This window comes from Achromobacter sp. ES-001, assembly GCF_019448355.1.
GTDB lineage: Bacteria > Pseudomonadota > Gammaproteobacteria > Burkholderiales > Burkholderiaceae_B > Achromobacter > Achromobacter spanius_B.
Genome location: NZ_CP079940.1, coordinates 5,240,675 through 5,260,165 on the forward strand (window position 1 = coordinate 5,240,675; position 19,491 = coordinate 5,260,165).

Here is a 19,491-nt window from a genome sequence, read left to right on the forward strand (position 1 = left end):
CGCGTTGCGTGGCGGGTGTTGGCGTGCAGGGTCATCCGACTGTGCGGTCGAACAGGGCGAAGTCTTTCAGGCGGTACAGGCGCGCGGGGCGCTGCGCCCCGGTGACGAAATCGCCCGTCGGTTCCAGCACCCCCCAGGCGTCCATCTTCCTGCGGAAGTTCGATTTTTCCAGCCGCGTCTGCAAGATGGCTTCGTAGGTGTGCTGGAGCTCGGTCAGGGTGAAGCGTTCCGGCAGCAGGAAGAAGGGCAAGGTCGAGTAGCTGGATTTGCCGCGCAGGCGGGCCACGGCGGCGGCCACGATGGCGGCGTGGTCGAACGCCAGCGCGGGCAACGCGTCCACGCTGACAAAGCGCAGGCCCTGCCCCGCCGCCGCTTCCAGTTCGGCCACCGGCACCAAGGCCACGTATGACACGGACAAGGACCACTGGCGGGGGTCACGCTGGGGGCCGGAGAACACCTGTAGCTGTTCCAGGTAACGCGGTTCAAAGCCGGTTTTTTCGCGCAGGACCCGGCGGATGCTGGCTTCGGTGCTGTCGTCTTCGTCCGCATGCACCACGCCGCCCGGCAGCGCCATGGCGCCCCTGAAGGGCGCGCGGTCGCGCTGGTGCAAGGCAATTTCAAGGCCGCCGGCCCGCAAGGTCAGCAGGACGGCGTCAACGGTCACAAGGGGCTGTGGATAGTCCACGGGGCAGTTTCCAGATCAAGGCTTCGGGGCAAGATGCCACTATGACGGCGCGCGGTCAATCGGCGGGCGACATAGGCGCCAGCATCAGGCCGCAGCATGAGCCGTCAGCAGGGCCGCCCGATTAGACGAAATAGCCGGAACATCCCAGGCAATCAAAGGTAAATAGCGTAAATGTTCTACACTTGCGCCCGGGAACACCGCTGGGTTTGATGCCTGGCGTGGTGTTCCCTTTGTTTTTTCCCCTCAAAAATCCCAGGAGATTCCCGGATGAAAAAGACGCTGCTCGCCGCTGCGATGCTGACCGCTTTCACAGGCATTGCACAGGCAGAACCGTCAGTCACCCTCTATGGTGTCATCGACACCGGCATTGGCTACAACAAGATCAAGGGCGACGGCTACAGCGGTAGCAAGCTTGGCATGATCAACGGCATCCAGGCCGGCTCCCGTTGGGGCGTGCGCGGATCCGAAGATTTGGGCGACGGCCTGCGCGCCGTGTTCAAACTGGAAAGCGGCTTTGATTCCGCCAATGGCCAACGCGGCCAGTCCGGCCGCCTGTTCGGCCGCCAAGCCACCATCGGCCTGGCCAACGACGCCTGGGGCCAGCTGGACTTCGGCCGCCAAGCCACGATCGGCTCGAACTACCTGGCCGACATTGACCCCTTCTACACCAGCTACACCCAGTCGAACCTGGGCCTGGGTTTCAGCGCGGCCAACACCATGCGCTGGGACAACATGGTCATGTACCGCACCCCGTCGGTGAACGGCTTTGAATTCGGCATCGGCTATTCGTTTAACGCTGACGACACCACCGCCGACCAGACCGGTTTCCGCACCGCCGACAACACGCGCGGCATCACGGCCGGCCTGCGCTACGTGCAGGGCCCGCTGAACGTGGCGCTGACGTACGACCAGTTGAACGGCTCGAACCGTGGCAACATCGACAGCAACGCCACGCCGCGCCAATACGCGTTGGGCGTGTCGTACGACCTGGAAGTGGTGAAGCTCGCCGCCGCCTATGGCCGCACCACCGACGGCTGGTTCGTCGGCCAGGACCTGCCGGCCGACACCCCGTTCAGCGATGAATTCGGCACCAACCGCTTCGTCAACGGCTTCAAGGCCAACGCCTACATGCTGGGCGCGACCGTGCCGGTGGGCGGCGCCAGCAGCGTGTTTGCCTCGTGGCAGCACGTGGCCCCGTCCAACGACAAGCTGACCGGCGGCGACGCCAACATGAACGTGTACAGCGTGGGCTACACCTACGACCTGTCCAAGCGCACCAACCTGTATGCCTATGGTTCGTACGGCACGGACTACGCGTTCATCGACGGCCTGAAGAGCACGGCCGCCGGCGTGGGCGTGCGCCATCAGTTCTAAGGCACGCATGACACGGCCGGGCGACAGGCGATAGCGCGATAGCGCGATAACACGCCAGTTCGCCAGCCCGATAAAAAGCGGGGCGAGTCCGATGGGACGCACCCCGCTTTTTGCTTTGGCCTGGCAGGCGCTGCCTGCGTTTCGCCTGCCGCGCCCCCCGGCGCTTCATCCGCCTATCGCGCGCCCGCGCGTTCCAGCTGGGCAACGATTTCGGCCTGACCCTTCTGACGCGCGTGCCGCAACGGCGTCACGCCCTCCCGATCCGCCAGGTTCACGTCGGCGCCCGCCCCGATCAGCATGGCCACGATCGCCTGATGCCGGGGGCCGCCGTCACCCAGAATGATGGCTTCCAGCAGGCCCGTCCATCCCAGCCGATTGACGTGATCGGGCTTGGCGCCCGCTTGCAGCAGCGTCCTGACCACCTCTACATGCCCGCGTTCGCAGGCAGGAATCAACGCGGTGCCGCCGTAGCGGTTGGTGCTTTGCAAGTCCGCGCCGTGGCGCAAAGTCAGTTCAAGAATTTCGCGATTGCCTTGCGCGCCCGCCAGCAGGTAGGCGCTGTCCTGCATGCCGTTTTGCGCGTTCACGTCCGCGCCGGCTTCGATCAGCACGCGCGCCGCCTCCACGTGGTTGCCCTGCGTGGCGCGCAGCAACGCCGTGTTGCCTTGCGCGTCGCGCCCGTCCGGCGGCACGCCTTGGTCCAACAATTCCCGCACGCGCGCTGCCTGGCCCAAGGCGGCGGCCTCGCGCAATTGCGCCGTCGGGTCCACCGCGGCACGCGCCTCGCCGCTGGCCGCGCCCATTGCCCCAACGGCGCCCAACGTGCTTAGCGCCAATACGAAACAGGCCCGCCAGTGTTTGATCGTTGCCATTGCCGGTATCCTCCCGTCTGAATCGAGGACCGATTATGGACAAGCCCCTGGCGAATGGGAAATCGATGGCGTGTCATGGCCGGTGCAATACGGGGGAAACACGCCGCCGTCATGATTGGATACCTTTAGATCGCCGCAATACGGCCCGCCCATGACCCTCAACTTTGCTTCCCGCCTGCCCTTGAAACCTCTTGCTCGCCTGCTGGCCGTGGCATTGCTGCCGCTGGCCCTGGCCGCCTGCAACGGCAGCGACGACAACGACGACGCGCCCGCCTCGCCCATCGTCAGCGCGCCGCCCGCTGTCGACCCGGCGCCCGTCGTCGACCCCACCCCGGACCCCGACGTCCCCGCGCGCAACACCGCCTACCTGAACGCCAAGGCCGGCGACGTCATCCAGGTCACCATCGACGCCCTGCGCCCTACGCAGGCTGCCATCGGCTACGACCAGATCTACTACAAGCTGGGCCGTTGGCAAGGCGACTTCAACCGCTCGTGGGCCGGCGACGACGCCCGCCAGCTGGACTACCTGGATCGCACCGTCGGCAAGAAGTTTGACGACTACTGCGAGGACATGGGCGGTGTGGAACGCGCCGAAAAATTCGCCGACCTGGCTGCGGCCCGCGCCGCGCGGCTGGATCAGCCCGCCACTTTCGCGTGCAAGGACGCACCGGGCACGCATCCGGAAAACCTGAAAACCGTGGTGGTGGGCTGGGACGGCAACCTGTACCTGACCGACGGCCATCACACGTTCTCGTCGTTGCGCGAGATATTCGATGGCGGCCCAAAGCTGCCCGTCTGGGTCAAGGTGGATGCCAACTACAGCAGCCTGCCGACCGCCGCCGCATTCTGGCAACGCATGGTCGACGAACGCCGGGCGTGGCTGCGCGATGGCCAGAACCAGCCCATCACCGTCGACCAATTACCCAGCCGCCTGGGTCTGGCCAGCGCCGACGAAGCCGGCGGCATGCAGGAAGACCGCTATCGCTCGCTGGTGTACTTCACCCGCGACATCGCCTACCAGAACGGCAACCTGCCCGAGTTCGCGGAGTTTCTGTGGGGTGACTGGCTGCGCCGCCAGGTAGCGGCCGGGCAACTGCCGGCGCTGGACCAATACAAGATGGCCGCGCCCGCCACGCCCGCGCAGATCCTGGCGGTCAGCACGCTGAGTTCGACGCTGGTTCCCGGCGGCGCCAACGACAGCTATGCCGCCGCCGTTCGCGACGCCTCGTTGAAAATGGGCGCGCTGGCCGACACCGATATTGTGTTCGACGACCGGCAGGCGCAAACGCTGGGGCGCATCCCCTTGGCCGCCAACGTGGCCGCGGGCGTCTCCATCAAGAGCCAACGCGACACGCTGGAAGAACTGCCGCGCGTAGACGTCAAGACCGACGGCTCGCCGCGCAACGCCGGCAAGCTGTGGTTTGCGGTGAATTACCGCAATTGCGGCAAACCGGCGGCCGGCACGTGCTGGGGCTGGTAGGCTTTTTTTGCGCGATTCGAGTATCTTGTGCGTCTTCTACGACCTTTCCGAGACCCCGTTATGTCCAACGAGCCCACCACCAGCGCCAACACGGCCCCCCACGCCGACGCCTTCCTGCAATTTTTGGTCAACCTGGTCAACAACGGCGGCCAGCTTGAAAGCATTGGTGTGACGCTGCAAATGGGCGGCATGCTGGTGTCGGGGTCCATCGTGTCGGGCGCGGAATATTTCGACCGGTTCGCCGCCAGCTTCACGGGTTCGCTCGACATGCTGGATGCCGACGCCCGTGATGCGGTGCACCGGTCGCTGGCGGAACTGGGGGATGTGTTCCGCGTGCCGCAGCCGGCCGACCCGCTGCCCAACTACATCCACCTGACCGACGCGCTGTTCTTCACGGCCGACGGCACGCCCATTGCCGGGCAGCCCACGCTGTGGCGCGGCCGGACGAGTTCGGTGGATGGGTTTATCCTGGGCCGCCTGCAATCCGAAACCGGCAACTGAGCTAGCAACTCAGCTGACAACTACGCTAGCTTTCCGCCACGCCGGCGAAGCGCGTGGTTGATGCATTGAATGAGCGCCACGCGTTGCTGTCGGCGTCTAGCCAGATGCCCAGGCATTCGGCGCTGAGCGGGGCGGATAAGGCCGCCCCGCGAAACAGAAGATCGCTGTGCAGGCGCATCCACGCAAAGTCGCGAATGTCTTCCACGCCACCGGCCACCACTTGCAGGTTGGCGCACCAGGCGCGCTCCATCAGGGTGAAGAAGCGGCCCTGCAAGGTGCGGTTTTCGGACAGGCCCAGCGGCACCTGCACATGCAGGCCGTCGGCGCGCAAGGCGCCATGGCCGGTGTCCTTGCCGCGCAAGACGGCGGGAAGCAATCGCGCGCGCAACCGCGCCTGGAATTCCGGATACCGCGACAGCACATCGGCGTGGTCCGACAGGCGGTCCGTCAATGGCAGGGTGAAGGTGATGCGCTTTGCCGGCATCAAGAGGGGCGCGGCATCGTCGTAGCGCGCGTACTTGTTGACCCAGATGGCGTTTTCCAGCACGCCAATGCCCAACTCGGAGCACAGGCGCTCGGCCAGATCGCCATGGCCACGCACATCAAGCGCGTGTTCGAATGACAATTCGATTGGGGTTTTGAATTTCTTGAAGAACGCCACGCCGGCCATCAGGCTGGCGCCCAGGCCCACGGGGTTCAGGCTGCTCCAGGGTGACGGCCGGCAACGGCCCATCACTGCGTATTCGTGGACTTGCCCCTGTGCCGTGAACACGGGCTGGAAGCGCAGCACGACGGACTCTTCGGACAGAGCCCAGGAACGGGCGTCGTCTTTCATGGCAAGACCCGAACGATGGGGTGCGCGGGGGGGCAGAGCCGGGTCAATATCATGCTGTTCTCGATTAACGTCTAAGCGCCGTGCTGAGGCATGCCGCCGGTGTGAAAATGCGCCGGTAGGCAGCTTCTTGGCGAAGTCGGAATCCCACAGATAGTGCCCAACGCTGCCGGGTAAAAGAACAAGAAATTTCTCAAATTCCGGGATTGCGCGGCGCATACCAAAGGGCCTTTTGCTTGGGCCCTTTTCTTCCCCCTTTCTTCCCTTTTTTTTGCGCCCCCCACTTTGAGATTCTTCTTATTCACTGGGTAAGCAGGTGTTTCTACCATGCGTCAAATGCTGGTAGAAGACCATGGCGCTCCCGCCCTAGAACCCCTTGCCGCGCCGCGCGCCGCCTCGCTGTTACTGCACTTTCTTGCAGTGGCGCTGCTCGTCTGTATCGCGGCGGGCGCTACCCTGTACCTGTACTGGGCGTTCAGCAACGTGGTGTCCAACTACCGGCGCCACATGAACGCCGCCGCCTACGAAGCCCAGCATTTTTTCGACCAGCGCGAATCCCTGCTGCGCTCGATATCCGCGTCGGCGGTGCGCAACACCAACCAAGAACCCATCAGCAAGACCCCGTCGCATTTCGGCAAGACGGGGCAAATCGAAGTGCTGCCGCTTCAAGAAGGCCCGGACGCCTACGATTGGGCGCTGGTCCTGACCCCGCGCGACCTGCGCCGCGTGGCACAGGCCAACACGCGCATCGTCTACAGCGCGGTGCGCCACGCCAGCACGGTGCCCATCGCCTCGCACGACCAGCCGGGCACGCCGGCCATTCCCGCGTCCATCCAGCAGTGGCTGGCGCTGACGCTGGCCGACGTGCAGACCCGTGCGCCCACCAACGGCCTGCCGCCCATCGTCTGGCTGCATCCGCCGCAGGACACGGTCAAGCGCCTGTTCCTGTTCACGCCGCTTGATGCGGTACACCCCGAGGCCGCCTGGATCGGCCTGGAAGTCCATGGCGTGGATTCGGCCGTGAACGCGCCGCGCATCGGCGCGGGCGACTACGTGCTGTTCGACGAACTGAGCCGGCCGGTGCTGCGCAGTGCCGGCGCGGGCGCCACCAGCCAGGCCTTGCCGCATACCACCCGCGAAGACGCCTTCGGCCTGCAAGGCCAGGGCTGGCTGCCCGAATACCTGGTGCTGAGCAAATCCGTGGGCGATGACGGGTGGCGCTTGGTTTATTACGCCCCCATGCGCCACGTGCTGCGCGACAACGCCATTGCCTTTCAGACGGCGGCCATTGCCTCGCTGCTGCTGATCATCACCGTGATCCTGCGCGTGCGCTATATCCGCCGGCGCCTGGTGCTGCCCGCGTTGCGCCAATACGAAGCCCTGGCCGATAGCGTGTCGCTTAACCGCAAGCTGATCGAAGTGGCGCCGGTGGGGCTATGCCTGCTGCGGCGTTCGGATCGCGCGGTGGTGTTGTCCAACGACATGGCGCGCCGCTGGTTTCAGGGCACACCGGGCTGGCGCACCGAAATCCTGTCCGCGCAGGGCGATGAAGCCGGCCGCGAACATCGGCTGAACGATGGCCGCACCGCCTATCTCAGCTTTGCGCCCACCACGTACCGGGGCGAAGCGGTGGTGCTGTGCGGCATCAGCGACATTTCTGCGTTAAAGCGCATTGAACATTCCTTGCTGCAAGCCAAGCGCGACGCCGAAGCCGCCAACCAGGCCAAGACGGTCTTCCTGACCACGATGAGCCACGAAATCCGCACCCCGCTCTACGGCATTCTTGGCACGCTGGAACTGTTTTCATTGACCCGAGTCAGCGGCCAACAGGCGCAGTACCTGGAAACCATCCAGCAATCGTCGGCCACGCTGCTGCGTACCATCAACGACACGCTGGACCTTTCCCGCATCGAGGCTGGCCACACTGTGCTGGAACGCGCGCCTTTTTCTCCCGTTGAACTCTTGAACAACGTCGTGGCCAGCTTCGCGGCGCGTGCGCATGCCAAGGGCGTGCGCAGCTATGCCGTAGCTGACCCGGACACCCCCGCCGCCGTCATCGGCGATGCCACGCGCATCCGCCAGATTCTCGACAATCTTGCCAATAATGCGATCAAGTTCACGGATTCCGGGCAAATCGTCCTGCGCCTGAAGGTCAACAGCCGCACCCGCGACAGCGTCGACCTGTGCTTTCAGATCGCCGACACCGGCGCGGGCATCGCCCCCGAACACCAGGCGCGGCTGTTCGAACCCTACTACCAGGTGGACGCCGACAACTGCGTCACGTTGCCGGGCACGGGGCTGGGCCTGTCCATCTGCCGCAGCCTGTCGGACATGATGAACGGCCGCCTTAACGCCGTCAGCGAACCCGGCCTGGGCACCAGCATTACCTTTGAAATCCGGCTGCCGCTTGCACCCGAGGCGCTGGACGCGCCCTCGCTCGAGCTCGCGGGCACGCTGGTCTACGTCCAGGGCGCCGTACCCGAAATCGTTCATAACCTGTGCGACTGGCTGCGCCGCTGGGGCGCGGTCGGCCTGCCCTACCCCGCCGGCGGCGTCACGTCGGGCGAGCCAGCAGTGCTGGTGCAAGCGTGGCCGCACGCGCAAAAGATCGGTAACTGGATCGGGCCGCAGGTCATTTTGCACCCGCCCGGCCTGCGCCCCCGCGTGGAAGACAGCCACCGCAACTGGTTCGCCAGCGCCTACAGCCTGGGCAGCTTCAACCATGCGGTGCGTCTGGCGCAAGGCGGCGCGGCGCGCAGCACCGCCTTCGATCCCAAGGCGCCGCTTGAAGTCCTGGGCCTGCGGATACTGGTCACGGAAGACAACCCCATCAGCCAATTGATCCTGCGCGAACAACTTGAACACATGGGTTGCACGGTGGTGCTGGCCGGCAACGGCCAGGAAGCGCTGAACCTGCCCGACCTGATGACGTTTGACGCCGTCCTGACTGACTTGAACATGCCGCTGGTCGACGGCTACGAGCTAACCCGCATTCTGCGCAAGCGCGGCTTTGACAAGCCCGTGCTTGGGGTCACGGCCAACGCGTTTCCCGACGAGCAGCGTCGCGGCATCAATGCCGGCATGACCAGCCTGCTGGTCAAGCCGCTGCCGCTGACGGTCCTGCGCCAAACGCTGCAATCGGTTAAAGAACTCCGGAGTTGACGATGTTATCCGTGTACAAGGTCTTGGTCCTGGACGACCATGCTTTCCAATGCGCGCAAATGCGTGGCCTGTTCCTTGAGGCCGGCTTCGACCATGTGGACATGGCGAATTCGGCGCAAGAGGCCCTGGAGAAATTTCGGACGCATTCTTACCAGTTGGTGTTGATGGACCTGAACATGCCCGGCATGGATGGCGTGCAGTTCATCCATGAGCTGGCTCGCCTGCAATGCAACCCGATGCTGGCCATCACCACCGCCTGCTCGCGCCGCATCATGAACAGCGTCAGCCTGATGGCCAAGGAAAAGGGCCTGTCGGTGATTGCCGCCTATACCAAGCCCGTCACGCGCGAACACGCGCTGGCCTTGGCCAAGCGGCTGCGCAACCCGCAACAGGGCGGCGTAGCGTCGCCTACGCTGTGCGCGCCACCCGCCCCGCTATTCGACCGGCGCACGCTGGAAAAGGCCTTGGCTGCCGGCCAGATCCAGGCGTGGTTCCAGCCCAAGAAAGCGCTGGCCACCGGCAACATCGTCGGCGCCGAGGCGCTGGCCCGATGGCATCACCAGGAATTCGGCTTCATGCTGCCCGCGTCGTTTCTGGGCGCGGTGCGGCATCACGGCCTGGACCACGCCCTGCTTATCCGGATGCTGGACGACGCCTTGACGGCCTATATCGGATGGCGAGACCAGGGCTTCCGAATGCCGGTTTCCGTCAATTTGCCTACCCGGCTGCTGGACGAACCGGACTTGCCCGACCAGCTTTACAATCTGGTCGCGGATCGGGGTGTGCCGTTCGAAGACGTGACGTTCGAACTGCTGGAAGACGAAACCACCTCGATCCCGGGCCACTACTATATGGGCGCCAGCCGGTTGCGCCTGAAAGGTTTCGGTCTGGCGCAGGATGACTTCGGCAAAGGCTACAACTCGATGTACACCTTGATTTCCACGCCGTTCACCGAACTGAAGATCGACCGCGCCTTTGTCAACGGCGCCGCACAAGACCATGTGCGGGCCGCCGCCTTGCTCTCTTCGGTGCAATTGGGCCGCCAATTAGGCCTGCAAGTCACCGCCGAAGGCGTCGAAAGCACGAAAGACCTGGAGTTTTTACGCGAAATCGGCTGTGATTTCGCCCAAGGCTTCCTGATATCCGCCGCCGTCAACGCCCATGACTTCACCGATCTGCTGGCGGACGAGCCCAGGCCGTATGCCACTCACCCGCTTTAGGACTCTTACCCGCGTATGCAGGAAACGCCGTTTAGCAGGATTGCACGCACTTCACGACGGCTGAATATCGCGCTGTTCGGCATCCTGCCCATTGCCCTTATCTTGATCGGCGCCCTGCTGTGGGGCGCCCAGCGCATCATCAAGCAGGAAGAAGACCGCCTCTTGATGGATTTCGCCGTGCTGGTGGGCTACATCCACGAACAAGAGCTGTTCCTGAAGCAGTTCAGCAAAGAAAGCCAACGGCTGGATGGCCGGCCGCCGGTCGACAACACCGAGTTGTCCACACCCCTGGATTCCACCCGACCGGGCATGCGCGTCTATCGCGGCCAGCACGCGCTGGTCGCCATGCCCTTTTCGCTGTTTTGCGCCTATCCCGCCGAATGCCCGGTGGCCGACAGCCCCGTGCCCGCGGCGGCGGGCTACTTCGCGGACTTCTACAGCACGTTCTGGGCCAACTCGTACTTTCCGGCCGCCGCGGCGTTTCTCGTCAACCGCACCGACAGCGTGGGCGTCGCCGTGCCCGCCATCAACGTCAAGCCGGGCTACGGCGAACCTCTGGTCGAAGACACCCTGCTGCTGGTCAACGACGCCGTCCGCACGCAGCTTGCCAAGGGCGGGGACGACCAGGCATCCGCAACCTTGAACGCGCCGGCCTCCGGCGTGGGCACGGCACACGCCGAAATTCGCTGGTTTCCGCCGGCCGGGCTGCCTGATCGCATGGTGGGCATCATGCCGGCGGGGCTGACCGGTTCGGCCTGGGCCAACCGCGCGGGCGGGCAGCCCGACCTGTATGTGGCCACCCTGTTCAGCCGCCGCCGCATCAACATCTACGATCGCGCGCTGCCGTCTATCCAATACGACGGGTTCTGGCTGTCGCATCGGGACATCGGCCTGATGATCGGCGACGGCCCGGTGCCCAACGTCGAGCACAGCGGCCTGCGCGCCACGGCGGGCGGGCTGATCCTGCAAGTGTCGGACCCGACCGGCATCTGGACGGCGCGCTACCGCGTCACCTACCGCAATTTCTTCGAAGACAACCTGTGGCTGCCCGTCAGCGCCGCGCTGATGTTGCTGTTGAGCCTGGCGGGCGGCATCGGTTATCAGCGCTGGTACACGCGGCGCGTGATCGAGCCGGCGCAAAGCGCCCACCGCGACATTGCCGAAAGCGAGGAATTCAACCGCACGCTGATCCAGACGGCGCCCATCGCCCTATGCGTGCTGGCGCGCGCCAATGGCGACGTGCTGTTCGCCAACAGCCTGGCGCTGGAATGGCTGGGCGCGGCCACCGGCCAGGGCCTGCGCGATTCGCCCGCCGCCCGCCCCTTGCTGGACCAGGTGCTCAACGCGTCCCAGCCCGGCAATATCGAGACCTTTCACGCCGACGACGGCCGGCCGCTGTACGTGGCCTATTCGCCCACGCGCTACAAAAAGCAGGACGTGGTGCTGTGCGCCTTTGCGGACATCAGCGCGCGAGCGGAAATCGAACGCGCGCTGGCGCAGGCCAAACGCGACGCCGACAAGGCCAGCGAAGCCAAATCCACCTTTCTTGCCACCATGAGCCACGAGATCCGCACGCCGCTGTATGGCGTGCTGGGTACGTTGGAACTGATGGGCATGACCGAGCTGAACGCCGAGCAGCGCCAGCACCTTGAGCGCATCCAGAATTCGTCGGTGATCCTGTTGCAGCTGATCAGCGACATCCTGGACATCACCAAGATCGAATCCGGCCAGTTGGCGCTGGAATCCACCCTGTTCCGCCCGCGTGAACTGGTGGAAAGCTGCACTCGGTCATTTGCGGCACTGGCCCGCCAGAAAGGGCTGCTGCTGTTTGCCAGCGTGGACGATTCGGTGGCGCCCTGGGTCACCGGCGACCCGGTGCGCATCCGGCAGATCCTCAGCAACCTGCTCAGCAACGCCATCAAATTCACCGAATCAGGCCATGTCATCGTGCGCCTGCGCGGCGCCGAGCGTGCCGACGGCGCACAAGTGCTGACGCTGCAAGTGGTGGACACCGGCATCGGCATCGACAAGGAAGACCAGGCCCAGCTTTTCAGCCCCTTCTACCAGATCGACAGCGCCAGCCACACCGTGCGCGGCGCGGGCATCGGGCTGTCAATCTGTGCGCGCCTGGCCAAGCTGATGGATAGCGATATCCGCCTGACCAGCGAACTGGGCCTGGGCAGCAGCTTCTCGCTGGACCTGGCGCTACAGCCGGCCGACGGCCCACCCATCGACGAACCCGACCTGCACGGCATCCGCGTCGTGGTGCGCAGCCCGCATCGCGAACTAAGCGACAACGTCTGCCAATGGCTGACCCGCTGGGGCGCGGCCGCCCAGCCCGCGTCGACGCCTTTGGGCCCCGGCGAGGCCGACGACGTGCTGCTCGACATCCTGGGCGACTCGGAAGCGCCGCCCGCCAACTGGATCGGCCATTTCCTGTCGGCCGGCGACCCGCGCGAATCCGCGACGGGCATGCCGGTGCAGGTTGACGGGCACGACCTGGACAGCATCGGCTTCGGCATTTCGCGCTTGTTGCGCGGCGACCCGCCGGTGCCGGCCGAATCCCCCGCCAACGCGCCGCTGGAGCCCCTGAACCTGCGCGTGCTGGTCGCCGAGGACAACCCTATCAACCAAGCCACCTTGCGCCATCAGCTCGAGCAGCTGGGTTGCACCGTGACGGTGGCGGGCAACGGCGCCGAAGCGCTGTCCATGTGGAACATGGCGTATTACGACGTGCTGCTGACCGACGTCAACATGCCCAAAATGAACGGCTACGAGCTGACGGGCGAACTGCGCACGCGCGGCTTTGCGCAGCCCATCATCGGCGTCACCGCCAACGCGATGCGCGATGAAGAAGCGCGTTGCATGGCCGCGGGCATGAATTCGTGGCTGGTCAAACCCATTGAACTGAGCGCGCTGCGCCGCCATCTGGGCGGCATCACGCCGGTGCAACCGGACACCGACGCCCCCGCGCCCCCGCCCTCGCCCGTCGACGCCCCCGAAGCCCCTGCCCCCGCCGACGCCTTGCCCCCCGAACCGCTGGTGCCCGCCAAGTACCGCCGCCTGTTCCTGGACACCATGGACAGCGACCTGAATAATCTGGACCAGGCCATTGCCCGCCGCGACGTGCCCGCCGCGTTGCAGACCATGCACCGGATGCGTGGCGCGTTGGTGATGGTCAAAATGACAACACTGTCATCGGATTTTCAAGCCATCGAAGTCAAGCTCAGGCGCGACGGCAGTGACGACGCCGTGTTCCAGGAAACGGTCAAGCTGACACAAGCGCTCAGGATCCTGCTGGCTCAAGTCTGAGTCTTGGTACAGAATGAGCCCGATTACCCCCACGTTCACCCCACGGCGCCCCAGAATGGAACGACTCCGAATTGTCCTGGCCGACGATCACCCGCTGGTGCTCGCAGGCATGCGGGATCTGCTGGAAAAGGATCTTAGCGTTGAAGTCACCGGGCTGCTCGACAACCCGACGGCGCTGGTCGACCACCTGACCCACGACCTTCCCCATGTTGTCATCACCGACTATTCCATGCCGGGCGACGAAACCTATGGCGACGGCATACGCCTGGTCAAGTTCCTGACGCGGCGGTTTCCCAAGACGCAGGTGGTGGTGCTGACCATGGTGTCCAACCCCATGATCATCTCGGCCATGTACGACGCGGGCGTTGCCGCCGTGGTGCTCAAGCGCGACAACCTGGCTGAAATTGTCACCGCGCTACGCACGCTGCAAGCCGGGCGCAAGTACTATCCTCCTGGATTCCAGCGCGATGGCACGGTGGATTCGCGCAGCAAATTCATCGGCGAACGCATCAACAGCCTGTCGCCCAAAGAGTTCGAGGTGCTGCGCCATTTCATCCGTGGGGAATCCATGATGCAGGTGGCCGAAACGCTCAAGCGCAGCGTCAAGACCGTCAGCGGCCAGAAAATATCCGCCATGCGCAAGCTGAACGTGCAGACCGACCAGGAATTGGTCGCGTTCTGCGTGGAAAGCGAAATCTTCCAGTAGGCAAACCCGAGACAACACGCATGACGCAAGACCTGCTTCACACCACGACCGGCCAGGACGTGGACCGCAACACCCTGCTGGCACTGATCGATCACGCGGCGGGCCAGCCGCTGTCATTCGAAGACTGCGATTTTCAACACGCTGATTTTTCCCGCCTGGACTTGCGCGGGGCGCGCTTCACGGGCTGCGCCATCGCCGGTGCGTCGTTCCAGGGCGCCACGCTGGCCGACACCACGTGGCTGCGCTGCCGGGGCGGCCAGGCCAACTTTGCGTCGGCGGACGCCAGCGATGCGGTCTTTCAACATTGCGACCTGAACAACGCCAACTGGCGACGCGCACGCCTGGCCGCCGCCCGCTTCCAGGGCTGCAAACTGACCGGGTCGGACTTCGACGGCATCGCGTGCCTGGGCTGGAGCCTGGAAGAATGCCTGCTGGTTGGCGCGCTGCTGCGCGGCGTGTCGTTTCGCAAATCGAACATCATGCAGCTGGACTTTTCCGACGCGGATCTGGCCGGCAGTGATTTTCGCGACACCGTCTTTCATGGCGGCAGCTTGCGCAACGCCAACCTGAAAAACGTGCGCTTCGAAGGCGCGGACCTGCGTGAAGTGGATCTGAACGGCATCGACCTGACCGCCGCCGCGCGGCTGGCAGGCGCCACTATTTCCAAGACGCAGGCGGCGGCGTTGCTGGCGGAATTGCGCATCAGCGTGATCTGAGGCGTGATCTGGGGTGTGCTCTGAGGCTTGATCTGGGGCGAGATCTAAGGCGTGATCTGGGGCGTGATCTAAGGCGCGATCTACGCCGTGATCCAGCGGGCAACCTCCACCCGCAGCCCCCCCCCGCGATCCCCGCCGCCCCCCCCCGCAACACCCGCATCACGGCCGGCGGCGCGCAAAGCGCTGTTCCACCACCACGCTGCCCCACTGCCGACCTTCCTGTTCGTGCGTCAGCACAAAGCCCGCCGCGTCGTACAGGTGGCGCGCGGCGTCCAGCCCCTTGAAGGTCCACAAATACGTCTCGCGGTAATGCGCGTCGGCAAACGCCAGCGCGCGCGCCAACAGCGCCCGTCCCACGCCCATGCCGCGCAGCGCATCGTCCACGATGAACCAACGCAGATGCGCCTGCCCCGCCGCCATGTCGCCGTCGATGACGATGGACGCCAGCGTGCGCCCGCCCGGCTCGGCTTCCGCGTACCGCCACATACCCTTGCCGCGATCGGGCAAGGTTTCGGCAAACGCCGCCAGCTCCGTCGCCACCTTGCGTTCAAAGTAGACGCCAAAGCCCGAGGCCTGCGCGTAGTAGCGCGCGTGCAGGCTGGCGATGTCGCCGATGCAACCCGGGCCGTAGCCGTCGACGATCTGCTCGTCGATGGCAAAGGCGGCCGGCGCCACGTTCGGGTTTTCGCGCGACAACGCATCCGCATACAGCGACATGAAACGAATCAGGGACTGCTGGTCGTCAGGCGTCATCCGGCGCAGCGCGTGCGACACCTGATCGGTGGCGAATTGGTCAATGCGCGCGCGCAGCGCCAGCCCGGCATCCGTCAGTGTCAGCTTCGATGAACGCGCATCGGCGCTATCGACCTCGCGGGCCACCAGCCCGGCGGATTCCAGCTTGGCCAGTTGCCGGCTGGTGTTGGACTTGTCCAGCCGCAGAATGACCGCAAGATCACGCGCCTGAATACCCGGCTGCAAGCCGATTTCGATGATGGCGTGCACGGCGGAGGGGGCCAGCTCGCTGCCCGCCAGCGACGTGCGCATGAAGCCGAGTTCGCGCACCAGCTTGCGGGAAAACTCGCGCAGGTCGCGGATGGTCTGCTCGCGGGATTGAGGGGGAAAGTCGATCAGATCCATGGCGTGCCCACTTAAAAGTTGCGGTTCGCAACCAATATAATTGCGGATCGCAACCAAATCAATGGGGAATTTCAGGGGTGCTTGCGCGGCGGCGGCGCCGTCACCTCGCCGGCCGGCGCGGGCGGCTTGCGATGAAACGGCACCCTCAACAGGAACAGCCGCAACGCCTGCCAATGGATGCGCCACACCACGCCCAGCGTCATGAACGGCATTGCCGCCACCGCTTGCAGCAACGCCGCCGTGGTCAATGGCATGCTCTGGCCCCGAATGGCGGTGTGCAGCAGCGGCTGCGGCTGGGCGGGGTCGTCGTGGTAGTCAATGATGGCAGCGTGCACGCCATCGCGACGTTCAACCCGAAACCGGTAGATGCCGATGACTTCGCAGAACGGCGACACGTGAAACGCCTTGTCGCTTTGCAGCACCTGGCCGTCCTGGATGACGCCGCCGTCGGGCGCGCGCAGCACGTACTGGTGGCGCTCGCCAAAGGTGTTGTTGACCTCGGCCACCAGCACCCGCAAATCCCCCCGTGTGTCGTGCACGTGCCAGAAGCTGACGGGGTTGAAGACGTGACCGAACAGGCGCGGAAAACACTGCAACCACACCGCGCCTACGTCAATGCCCGCGCCTGCAATGGTCAGCCGCGATTGCAACCATGCCATCGGGTCGCCGCCGTCGCGCGCGCCATGGTCGGCAAAGTGAAATGCCACCGGGCGCCGACGATTCACGCCGAACAACCACGACGCGCGGCCGTCAACACGCGGCGCCTGATCGATGCGCAGGCGCAGGCAGAACACCGGGTAGGTGAAGCGGTGCGCCACCGGCCGCGTGCGTGCGTGCAACACGCGCGCACGCATCAGTTCGATCAGGCCGTCCGCGTTCATGGCGCGGCGCCCCATGGCGGCGTCACGCCAAAGTCCGCCGCCACGCGGATGGCGGACGCCAGCCCGTCTTCGTGAAAGCCGTAGCCCGTCCAGGCGCCGCAGAACCACACGCGCGCACGGCCCTGGATATCGGGCAGGCGCGACTGCGCCAGCACTGCGTCGGCGTCCAGAATGGGATGTTCGTAATCGTAGCGACCCAGCACCGTGTCGGGCGCCGGCTCCTGCTGCGGGTTCAGCGTGACGATGACGGGTTGCTTGAACGGCAGCGGCTGCAAATGGTTGAGCAGATAGCTGACCGACATGGGCGCATCCGGCGACGGGCCGGCCAGATAATTCCAGGCCGACCACACCGCCCGGCGGCGCGGCAGCAGCGCGGTGTCGGTGTGCAGCACGGCCAGATTGGGCTGATAGCGCACGCGCGACAGCACATCGTGCTCGGCCTCGGTGGCATCCAGCATCGCCAAGGACGTGGGCGCGTGGCACGCCAGCACCACGGCATCAAAGTCATCGACGTGGCCCGCCGTACGCACCTGCACGCCGCCTCCCACGCGCTTGACGGTGTGCACCGGGCTGGCCACGCGCACCTGCTCGATGCGTGGCAGCATCGCTTGCACGTAACGCTGCGCGCCACCGTCAACCGTTTTCCATTGCGGCCGCCCCGCCACCTGCAACAAGCGGTGGTTCAGGCAGAACGACAGGAACGTGCGGGCCGGCTGCGCCAGCACCATGCTGGGCGGCGTGGACCAGATGGCCCCCGCCATGGGCAGCAGATACCAGTCGCGCATCGCCTGGCCATAGCCCTCGGCATCCAGCAGGTCGCCCAAGAGCGCATGCGGCCCGCTGCGCGCCAGGTAAGCGGCGGCGTGGCGGTTGAAACGCAGAATGTCTCGCAGCATGCCCAGAAAGGCCGGACGCAGCAGGTTGCGGCGCTGTGCGAAGACGGTGTTGAGATTGGTGCCGGCCCATTCCAGGTCGGGCTGCGACAGCGACACACTGAACGTCATGTCGCTGGCATGCACCGGAATCGACAGATGCTTGAACAAACGGATCAGGTGCGGGTATGTCAGGTCGTTGTGCACCAGGAACCCGGTGTCCACCGGATGGGTGATGTCGCCCACCCGGGCGTTGACGGTATTGGTGTGGCCGCCGACGCGTTCCTGCGCTTCGAACAAGGTCACCGAGAATTTCTCGGACAGCAACCATGCCGCGCTCAGGCCCGCCACGCCGCCGCCGATGACGGCGATGCGGCTGCCCGGGGCAAGCGGAGCAATGGTGCGCGGCGCCGGCTGGGCATCCGCGGCCGTCGACGTAAGGGTCACCATGGCGCCGCCTCGTTGGGATCCGTTGAGGCCCGATTAAACCATCAAGACGACCGATTGGGATGATGTCCGCAAAGGAAAAAACCGCCCCCCTGGCCAGGCCCACGCCAGGCCCAGGCTACGGCCTTTGGAATTGTGCGCGCGCGGCCTGGACGGCGGCGTGGCATACGCACCCGCTCATGTGGTCGTTGACCATGCCCACGGCTTGCATGAAAGCGTACATCGTGGTCGGCCCCACGAACGTCCAGCCGCGCTTTTTCAGCGCCTTCGATAGCGAGACCGATGCGCCCGAGGTCGGGTTGCCGTTCCAGTACGCCAGGTCCACCGTCTTCGGCCGCTCGGTGGCTGCCGGCTCATGCCGCCACAGCCAGGCCGCCAGGGACCCGGTTTCAAGCGCCAGGTCCACGGCGCGACGGGCGTTGTTGATGGTGGATACGATCTTGGCGCGGTTGCGCACGATGCCCGGGTTGGCCATCAGCCGGTCTACGTCCTGGTCGGTGTAGCGCGCCACGCGTTCGAAGTCGAAATCGTCGAACGCCTCGCGAAAGGCCTCGCGCTTGCGCAAGATCGTGATCCAGGCCATGCCCGCTTGAAAGCCTTCCAGGCAGATCTTTTCGTACAGCCGGCGGTCGCTGCCCACGGGGCGGCCCCATTCGTGGTCGTGGTAGTCAGGCATGGACGGCTGCCAGAAACAGCGCGGTGCGCCATGGGCGTCCACAATCAGGCCGGCGGCATCTTGCTCGGCGGCGCTACGCTGGGCGGCATCCCGTTGGGCGGCACTCCGTTGGGCGGCGGTAGCCGTCATTGTGCGCCGGGCACCGGGCAACTGGTGTCGCCTTCCTTGCACTTCAGGTAGGCGCGCAGTTCTTTGGTGCGTGCCTGCGTCAGCTTGTCCAGGCACTGGCTCAAGACCATGGGATAGATGCTGCCGCCGGTGGCGCCACCCGACGAGAACGCGCATTCCGCATCGCGAAAAAACAGCCATGCCTTTTGCGCGGCCTGCAATTGGGTCGTCTTGGTGCTGTCGTCTTTCAGGCGGTCGATGACGCTACGGTAGGCCGCGTTCAGATCTTTGTCGGACTGGCGATAGGCCTGGTCGGCACACAAGTTCATGTCGGTCTGCGTGGAGCCTTTGCCGCATTTGAGCGGCATGGGTTGCGGCTGCGGCTGCGCGTGGGCGCTGGCGGCCAGCAGCAGCGCGGCGGCCGTGGCGATCGCGATACGCATGGGCGTTCTCCTGTTTGTCTGTGGCGAGTCAATGGGAAAGTGTCGCATGGATGGGCCCTTGCGCGCA

The 19,491-nt window shown here is 65.2% G+C and carries 16 protein-coding genes; 8 read left to right on the forward strand and 8 right to left on the reverse strand.

Annotation, left to right across the window (positions count from 1 at the left end; translation table 11 throughout):
* Positions 1-31 precede the first annotated feature (31 nt).
* Positions 32-685 carry an NUDIX domain-containing protein gene (locus tag KYT87_RS23880; protein ID WP_219990997.1) on the reverse strand — a complete coding sequence of 218 codons (654 nt, stop codon included), beginning with the start codon at positions 683-685 and terminating at the stop codon, positions 32-34.
* 267 nt (positions 686-952) lie between these two features.
* Here KYT87_RS23880 and KYT87_RS23885 point away from each other — a divergent pair, with 267 nt between their 5' ends.
* The gene (locus KYT87_RS23885; protein ID WP_046806798.1) at positions 953-2,059 is read left to right on the forward strand and encodes a porin; all 1,107 of its coding nucleotides are present in this window, start codon (positions 953-955) and stop codon (positions 2,057-2,059) included.
* Between the two features lie 173 nt (positions 2,060-2,232).
* Here the strand turns inward: KYT87_RS23885 and KYT87_RS23890 are convergent, their stop codons facing one another.
* Complete coding sequence (locus KYT87_RS23890) at positions 2,233-2,862, reverse strand: ankyrin repeat domain-containing protein (RefSeq protein WP_255594203.1); 630 nt, start codon at positions 2,860-2,862, stop codon at positions 2,233-2,235.
* Between the two features lie 220 nt (positions 2,863-3,082).
* Between KYT87_RS23890 and KYT87_RS23895 the strand changes: the two genes are divergently transcribed.
* Together KYT87_RS23895 and gvpU are read left to right on the forward strand one after the other, a co-directional pair.
* The gene (locus KYT87_RS23895; protein WP_219990999.1) at positions 3,083-4,411 is read left to right on the forward strand and encodes a ParB/Srx family N-terminal domain-containing protein; all 1,329 of its coding nucleotides are present in this window, start codon (positions 3,083-3,085) and stop codon (positions 4,409-4,411) included.
* A gap of 60 nt (positions 4,412-4,471) precedes the next feature.
* Positions 4,472-4,912, forward strand: coding sequence for a gas vesicle accessory protein GvpU (gvpU, locus tag KYT87_RS23900; protein WP_185975435.1), 441 nt, complete (start codon positions 4,472-4,474; stop codon positions 4,910-4,912).
* 25 nt (positions 4,913-4,937) lie between these two features.
* Here gvpU and KYT87_RS23905 read toward each other — a convergent pair whose 3' ends face one another.
* Positions 4,938-5,747, reverse strand: a complete 810-nt coding sequence (locus KYT87_RS23905) for a hypothetical protein (protein WP_046807908.1) — start codon at positions 5,745-5,747, stop codon at positions 4,938-4,940.
* Positions 5,748-6,071: 324 nt separating this feature from the next.
* Between KYT87_RS23905 and KYT87_RS23910 the strand changes: the two genes are divergently transcribed.
* From KYT87_RS23910 to KYT87_RS23930, 5 genes are read left to right on the forward strand one after another with little or no spacing between them, the layout of a single operon-like run.
* On the forward strand, positions 6,072-8,906 hold the full coding sequence (locus KYT87_RS23910; protein WP_370638731.1) for an ATP-binding protein: 2,835 nt from the start codon (positions 6,072-6,074) through the stop codon (positions 8,904-8,906).
* A gap of 2 nt (positions 8,907-8,908) precedes the next feature.
* Complete coding sequence (locus tag KYT87_RS23915; RefSeq protein ID WP_104142221.1) at positions 8,909-10,126, forward strand: EAL domain-containing protein; 1,218 nt, start codon at positions 8,909-8,911, stop codon at positions 10,124-10,126.
* 15 nt (positions 10,127-10,141) lie between these two features.
* The gene (locus KYT87_RS23920) at positions 10,142-13,438 is read left to right on the forward strand and encodes a hybrid sensor histidine kinase/response regulator (protein WP_219991000.1); all 3,297 of its coding nucleotides are present in this window, start codon (positions 10,142-10,144) and stop codon (positions 13,436-13,438) included.
* Between the two features lie 55 nt (positions 13,439-13,493).
* On the forward strand, positions 13,494-14,144 hold the full coding sequence (locus tag KYT87_RS23925) for a response regulator (RefSeq protein WP_046807966.1): 651 nt from the start codon (positions 13,494-13,496) through the stop codon (positions 14,142-14,144).
* 20 nt (positions 14,145-14,164) lie between these two features.
* Entirely contained in the window at positions 14,165-14,860 is a 696-nt protein-coding gene (locus tag KYT87_RS23930) for a pentapeptide repeat-containing protein (protein WP_046807965.1), read from the forward strand.
* Positions 14,861-15,019: 159 nt separating this feature from the next.
* Here the strand turns inward: KYT87_RS23930 and KYT87_RS23935 are convergent, their stop codons facing one another.
* The 5 genes from KYT87_RS23935 to KYT87_RS23955 form a co-directional block, all read right to left on the reverse strand.
* Positions 15,020-15,997, reverse strand: coding sequence for a MarR family winged helix-turn-helix transcriptional regulator (locus KYT87_RS23935; protein WP_104142216.1), 978 nt, complete (start codon positions 15,995-15,997; stop codon positions 15,020-15,022).
* Positions 15,998-16,068: 71 nt separating this feature from the next.
* A complete protein-coding gene (locus KYT87_RS23940; protein ID WP_255593485.1) occupies positions 16,069-16,878 on the reverse strand; it encodes a DUF1365 domain-containing protein in 810 nt (269 codons plus the stop codon).
* Positions 16,875-18,200, reverse strand: coding sequence for an NAD(P)/FAD-dependent oxidoreductase (locus KYT87_RS23945; protein ID WP_219991002.1), 1,326 nt, complete (start codon positions 18,198-18,200; stop codon positions 16,875-16,877). The genes KYT87_RS23940 and KYT87_RS23945 overlap by 4 nt, the downstream gene beginning before the upstream one ends.
* Before the next feature lie 115 nt (positions 18,201-18,315).
* Positions 18,316-19,002 carry a DNA-3-methyladenine glycosylase I gene (locus KYT87_RS23950; protein WP_219991003.1) on the reverse strand — a complete coding sequence of 229 codons (687 nt, stop codon included), beginning with the start codon at positions 19,000-19,002 and terminating at the stop codon, positions 18,316-18,318.
* Positions 18,999-19,424, reverse strand: coding sequence for a lysozyme inhibitor LprI family protein (locus KYT87_RS23955; RefSeq protein WP_046807107.1), 426 nt, complete (start codon positions 19,422-19,424; stop codon positions 18,999-19,001). Before KYT87_RS23955 ends, KYT87_RS23950 begins: the two co-directional genes overlap by 4 nt.
* Positions 19,425-19,491: the final 67 nt, after the last annotated feature.

Bases quoted from the DNA above. Each gene is read 5' to 3' on its own strand.
- KYT87_RS23885 (WP_046806798.1), top strand. From the start codon at position 953: ATGAAAAAGACGCTGCTCGCCGCTGCGATGCTGACCGCTTTCACAGGC.
- KYT87_RS23890 (WP_255594203.1), bottom strand. From the start codon at position 2,862: ATGGGCGCGGCCAGCGGCGAGGCGCGTGCCGCGGTGGACCCGACGGCG.
- KYT87_RS23895 (WP_219990999.1), top strand. From the start codon at position 3,083: ATGACCCTCAACTTTGCTTCCCGCCTGCCCTTGAAACCTCTTGCTCGC.
- gvpU (WP_185975435.1), top strand. From the start codon at position 4,472: ATGTCCAACGAGCCCACCACCAGCGCCAACACGGCCCCCCACGCCGAC.
- KYT87_RS23905 (WP_046807908.1), bottom strand. From the start codon at position 5,747: ATGAAAGACGACGCCCGTTCCTGGGCTCTGTCCGAAGAGTCCGTCGTG.
- KYT87_RS23910 (WP_370638731.1), top strand. From the start codon at position 6,072: ATGCGTCAAATGCTGGTAGAAGACCATGGCGCTCCCGCCCTAGAACCC.
- KYT87_RS23915 (WP_104142221.1), top strand. From the start codon at position 8,909: ATGTTATCCGTGTACAAGGTCTTGGTCCTGGACGACCATGCTTTCCAA.
- KYT87_RS23920 (WP_219991000.1), top strand. From the start codon at position 10,142: ATGCAGGAAACGCCGTTTAGCAGGATTGCACGCACTTCACGACGGCTG.
- KYT87_RS23925 (WP_046807966.1), top strand. From the start codon at position 13,494: ATGGAACGACTCCGAATTGTCCTGGCCGACGATCACCCGCTGGTGCTC.
- KYT87_RS23930 (WP_046807965.1), top strand. From the start codon at position 14,165: ATGACGCAAGACCTGCTTCACACCACGACCGGCCAGGACGTGGACCGC.
- KYT87_RS23935 (WP_104142216.1), bottom strand. From the start codon at position 15,997: ATGGATCTGATCGACTTTCCCCCTCAATCCCGCGAGCAGACCATCCGC.
- KYT87_RS23940 (WP_255593485.1), bottom strand. From the start codon at position 16,878: ATGAACGCGGACGGCCTGATCGAACTGATGCGTGCGCGCGTGTTGCAC.
- KYT87_RS23945 (WP_219991002.1), bottom strand. From the start codon at position 18,200: ATGGTGACCCTTACGTCGACGGCCGCGGATGCCCAGCCGGCGCCGCGC.
- KYT87_RS23950 (WP_219991003.1), bottom strand. From the start codon at position 19,002: ATGACGGCTACCGCCGCCCAACGGAGTGCCGCCCAACGGGATGCCGCC.
- KYT87_RS23955 (WP_046807107.1), bottom strand. From the start codon at position 19,424: ATGCGTATCGCGATCGCCACGGCCGCCGCGCTGCTGCTGGCCGCCAGC.